We start from the raw sequence: 5,143 nt of genomic DNA on the forward strand, positions 1-5,143 counted from the left end.
CGACCAAGGTATGGATGTTAAAAGTATTATCAAACAGGCGATTATTACCCTAGAAGAACAGGAACGAGAGTTAGAACATAAATTATGTCAGCATATTCTAGTTGCGTGAATAATTATTTTAAGGCCATGGTAATTAAACCCTGTTGACCGAGAAGAATTTCCCGCAGCAGCGTACAAATTCCCACCCAAATAATTGGAGAAATGTCAACTCCTCCTAAGGGGGGTATGAGTTTACGCACGGGGATTAAAAAAGGTTCTGTGGGCCAGGCAATAATATTAAAGGGAAAGCTATTTAAATCTACCTGTGGATTCCAAGTCAGCACGATCCGTAAGATAAACAAAAGGGTCATCAACCCTAAGATAATTGCCAATGTCCAACTTAATGCGATCGCTGTGTCCATAGTCTCCAATCCCGTCTTTTTTACCGATTATCTTCCCTAAAATATAACAGTTTTTGTCTCATTTAATCATCCTAATCGCCCCAGCACCCTGCCAGTTATTCTTGTCAACCTCCCGGGTAAAAATGCCGCCAATAAAAAGTCCCGATAGGGCTTGACAAACCAGCCAGACTTGACTTATACTTTTCTTATAATGGGAATCCGTGTCGCCCTGGAGACCCTCTCTTTTCAGGCCAGATGCAGAAGTAACTTAAAAGATGACAGAATTTCGCATCGAGAAAGACAGCATGGGAGAAATTCCCGTCCCTGCCGATAAACTTTGGGGAGCGCAGACCCAAAGATCCCTACAATACTTTAGTATCGGTGATAATCTCATGCCCCGGGAGATGATTGGGTCCTATGCCATTCTCAAAAAAGCCTGTGCAATTGTCAATCAGCAAAAAAATCGTCTCAGTCAGGAGAGAAAAAACCTTATCTGTCAAGTCTGCGATGAAATTTTAGCCGGACAACACGCGGATAACTTTCCCCTCTACGTTTGGATGACGGGAAGTGGCACCCAATTTAACATGAACATCAACGAAGTCATCTCCAATCGTTGTAGTCAACTGACGGGGAATCCTCTGGGTAGCAAAACTCCCGTGGATCCCAACGATCATGTTAATATGTCCCAATCGACTAATGATTCCTTTCCCTCGGCCATGTATATTGCCGTTGCCTTGGCAGTCAAGGAAAAATTAATTCCCAGTCTGCAACTATTACGGAATAGTCTCGATGAAAAGGCGCAATTATGGGCAAATATAGTTAAAATTGGTCGCACTCACCTACAGGATGCCACCCCTTTAACCCTCGGACAAGAATTCTCCGGTTATGTGGGTTTATTGGATGATGGCAGCGATTGGCTAGAAAAATGTCTAGAAAAAGTCTATCGTTTATCCTTGGGAGGAACTGCCGTCGGTACGGGAATTAATGCTCCCCCAGATTTTGATCGAGATGTGGCTGCCGAAATCGCTAATCTGACCAAATTACCTTTTATTACCGCCCCTAATAAGTTTACCGTGCAAGGTTCCCACGATGCTCTGGTTTTCTTGAGTGGGGGACTGAAAACTATCGCTAGTTCCCTCTATAAAATTGTTAATGATATCCGTTTACTTAGCTGTGGTCCCCGTTGTGGATTAGGAGAATTACAGCTGCCGGAAAACGAACCGGGTTCTTCAATTATGCCGGGGAAAGTTAATCCCACCCAATGCGAAGCTTTATCGATGATAGCAGTGCAGGTGATGGCTAATGATTTAGCGGTGACGATGGGAGGCGCCGGAGGACATCTGGAAATGAATGTCTATAAACCGCTGTTGATTCATAATCTCATGCAGTCTATCCGTTTGCTCACTGATGGTTGCGCTAATTTCTGTCAGTTTTTGGTTAAGGGGATGACTGCTAATCAAAAACAAATTGAGACTTTTTTAAATCAATCCTTGATGCTGGTGACTGCCTTAAGTCCCGTGATTGGCTACCAAAAGGCTGCCTACGTCGCTCATTATGCCCTAGAAAAGGATTTAACCCTGAAAGTGGCAGCCTTGCAACTGGGATACATCAAGGAAGCGGATTTTGATCGCATTGTTGACCCCGCTAAGATGGTCAATCCCTACGTTGCCGATGGTTAATTCTCTGAGGGGTTGACTACCGTAAAAATCAGAGGTCGCAGGCAGGCACGGATTCCCATTATATATATAAGTATAAGGCAAGCGGCGGGATTTGTCAAGCCCCGCCGGTGAAAATTTCCGCTAAACTTGGCTAATGATAGCGAAGAAAACAAACAGAAAAACCATAAATGCCCCTGCCATGCGGAAGAAGGATTTAGGAAGATTAATAAATTTCTCCAGTTTCAAGAAACCCACCAGAAAATAAGCGGCGATTGCTAGGAGAATCGGGATAACCACGCGCAAGATTGTGCCAAGGGGACCAGAGAAAAACTCACCGATTTTATAGCGGGGTGTATTTTCTTCTGCGTGAGGAGGAATAGTTACACTTGTCCAAGTTTCTCCCCCATCGGTGGAACGAAAAACTGTAGTTTTAGCGCCACCAAAACCGAATAAAGTTTGATCTTGAGCGTAATTAGGAGAAAACTGGACGGAGATACCAGAGGAAGGGATACTATGAATTTTCACTAGGGGTATTTTAGGATCACCAATTGATTTAAAAGTTTCTCCTCCATCGGTAGATTTAAACAAGCCATTTCCCTGTAAACTAACTATTACCGTGCGATCATTAGCATAATCAGGAGAGATAGCAATGGTTTCTACTGATGCCTGCGGATTAAACCCTGGTTTCTCTAATTTTGTCCAACTTTTAGCCCCATCTTTGGTGACAAACAAACCAGAAATTGTCCCAGCAAAAATAGTTCCATCACTGGGATAATTGGGAGACATTGCCAACTGCACATTAGGGGTTTTTGATAGAGGTGTTCCTTGGCTGACATTTTTCCAAGTTAGTCCACCATCAACACTTTGATAAATACCCTCTGTTCCCGTGACAAACAAAGTTTTATCCTTAGCAAAATCAGGGGAAGCTACCATGGCAGGGGCATAATTACCAAAAATTCCGCCCACTTCACTGATATTTTTAACTGTATTTCCTCCATCGGTAGAACGAAATATTCTACCCTGCTGATTGGTGAGAAAAAGAGTTTTATCCTTGGCAAAATCTGGGGAAGGAACTATCCTCGGACCGCGGACTTTCTGATCGATTTCGATAATTTTCCAGAAATCACCACTGTTATCGGATTTGGCAAATTTATTGCGTAAAAACCCAGCAAAAATAGTTCTATCTTCTCCATAGTTAGGAGAAAAGGCAATGTCAAAGAAACGCCGGGGATCTTGTCCTGATTCTTCGGGATCCTTGCCAAGTCGATAAACCTCTAAACCGCGATTAATTGGTGTCCAAGTTTCCCCTTTATCCCGACTGATGAAGATATTGCCTATATAATTAGCAATGACGACAGTACCATCCTCGGCATAATTAGGAGAAACCGCCATGGCGATAACTGTTCCCCGGGCTAAAGTTTCTATTTCCTGCCATTGTTTGCCGCTATCCGTGGTTTTAAATAAGCCATTAAATCCCCCTAAAAACATCGTATCTTCAACGACTTTTAAATCCATAAAATGGGGAACTTTATAATCATCAGCTTGTTTGTCTTTGGTTAAACCCCCGCTCATTTTTGTCCAACTTTTGCCCCCATCTTGCGAAACATACATTCCGTCATACCAAGTGATGGCATAAAGGGTTGAATTTTGGGCATACTGGGGAGAAATAACGATGTCTTCGATGATTTTATCCTTAATTCCTTCGTTAACAGCTTGGAAGCTTTTACCATCATCAACGGTTTTAAAAATACCTGCTTCTTTTGTGCCGACAAAAAAGGTTTTATCCCTGTCTAAATTAGGAGAAAAAGCAATTGTATCCACTGCCCCCACATTAGCAGGTAAGGGGAGATTCTGCCAAGTTTTCCCCCCATCGGAGGAACTGTATAATTTACCCTGTTCATCCCCGAAAAAAATTCGATCAGGATTGTTGGGAGTAATAGCTAGAGAGGTTATCAGTGCCGTGGTGGGAAAAATATTTGACCAATTTTTACCGCCATCTTCGGTTAAATAAACCCCTTTTTCTAATCCCACTGCCGCTACTATATTGGGATCGGAAGGGGCAATTTCTAGGAAGTTAATAAAGTTAGTTTCTAAACCCTGATTAACTTTCTGCCAAGATTCCCCCGCATCTTCACTTTTATAAATACCATCGGATCTTGAAGCTAAATAGAGAATATTTTTATTGAGGGGAGATAGGGAGAGGGAACTTAATTCCCCCGTATAATCTAAACCTTGAATTAATCTTTTCCAGTTGCTACCTCCGTCGCTAGATTTATAAAAGTTATTTCGCACCAAGATATATACTGTATTATCTGTCTGGAAATCAGGAGAAACTTCCACTTGACTAATTACATCATGGGGACGATGGGCAAAAGCAGCATTACCCCAAAGACAAAAAACTGTAGCGATTATCAATAAAATGAGATTAAACTTGTGGGCGAATCTCAGCAAACTTTGGCGATTAATCATAGTTAAACTGCTAATATCGAGGATAAAAATTGACCTAATCTAGCAAAGGGCGATCAAAATTTGACCAAGGTTTCTGTAAGAGTATAGACGAAAATGGCGATTATAACCATTACTAAAATCAGGCTTATTTGCTATCAGCATAGATTAGAACCAATCTCTACACTTTGATTATTGTAGAGACTCATTGCCTTTTGTAACCCTTGTTTGAGACCAAGTTCGATCGCTTTTCTGGACAAGTCTAACACTTTCAAGATCACTTGGTTTTCTTGGGGGGTGAATCGGCCTAAAACGTGGGAAATTGTCGCTTTTTCGGTTGATTTACCGATTCCTATGCGTAAACGAGCGAAGTTTTCCGTGCCAACGTGGGCAATCATCGATTTAATACCGTTGTGTCCGCCAGCCGATCCCGATAGACGGATTCTCAACCGGCCTAGGGGCAGATCCATATCATCGTAAATGACTAAAATCGACTCTGGAGCTAGTTTATACCAGTCCAGCACCGATCGCACCGATTGCCCGGAGCGATTCATATAGGTTTGGGGTTTTAAAAGACGAATTTTGCCCGGGAGAGGACTGTCACCTTCGGCAATAAAACCTTGAAATCGCTTGTTTTCCTGCCAAGATAGCCCCCAATCC

General features: G+C 42.4%; 4 protein-coding genes. 1 reads left to right on the top strand and 3 read right to left on the bottom strand.

Annotation, left to right across the window (positions count from 1 at the left end; all coding sequences use genetic code 11):
* Positions 1 to 113: 113 nt before the first annotated feature.
* Positions 114 to 401 carry a YggT family protein gene (locus PX636_RS19950; RefSeq protein ID WP_004163125.1) on the bottom strand — a complete coding sequence of 96 codons (288 nt, stop codon included), beginning with the start codon at positions 399 to 401 and terminating at the stop codon, positions 114 to 116.
* Positions 402 to 655: 254 nt separating this feature from the next.
* Between PX636_RS19950 and fumC the strand changes: the two genes are divergently transcribed.
* Positions 656 to 2,059, top strand: a complete 1,404-nt coding sequence (gene fumC / locus PX636_RS19955; RefSeq protein WP_288118468.1) for a class II fumarate hydratase — start codon at positions 656 to 658, stop codon at positions 2,057 to 2,059.
* Between the two features lie 120 nt (positions 2,060 to 2,179).
* Here the strand turns inward: fumC and PX636_RS19960 are convergent, their stop codons facing one another.
* Positions 2,180 to 4,507: a VPS10 domain-containing protein gene (locus tag PX636_RS19960; protein WP_288118470.1), complete on the bottom strand. Its 2,328-nt coding sequence runs from the start codon at positions 4,505 to 4,507 to the stop codon at positions 2,180 to 2,182.
* Positions 4,508 to 4,641: 134 nt separating this feature from the next.
* A partial coding sequence (gene pth, locus PX636_RS19965; protein WP_288118471.1) for an aminoacyl-tRNA hydrolase occupies positions 4,642 to 5,143 on the bottom strand: 502 nt, incomplete at its 5' end.

Source organism: Microcystis sp. M53598_WE2, assembly GCF_030067735.1.
Taxonomy (GTDB): Bacteria; Cyanobacteriota; Cyanobacteriia; order Cyanobacteriales; family Microcystaceae; genus Microcystis; species Microcystis aeruginosa.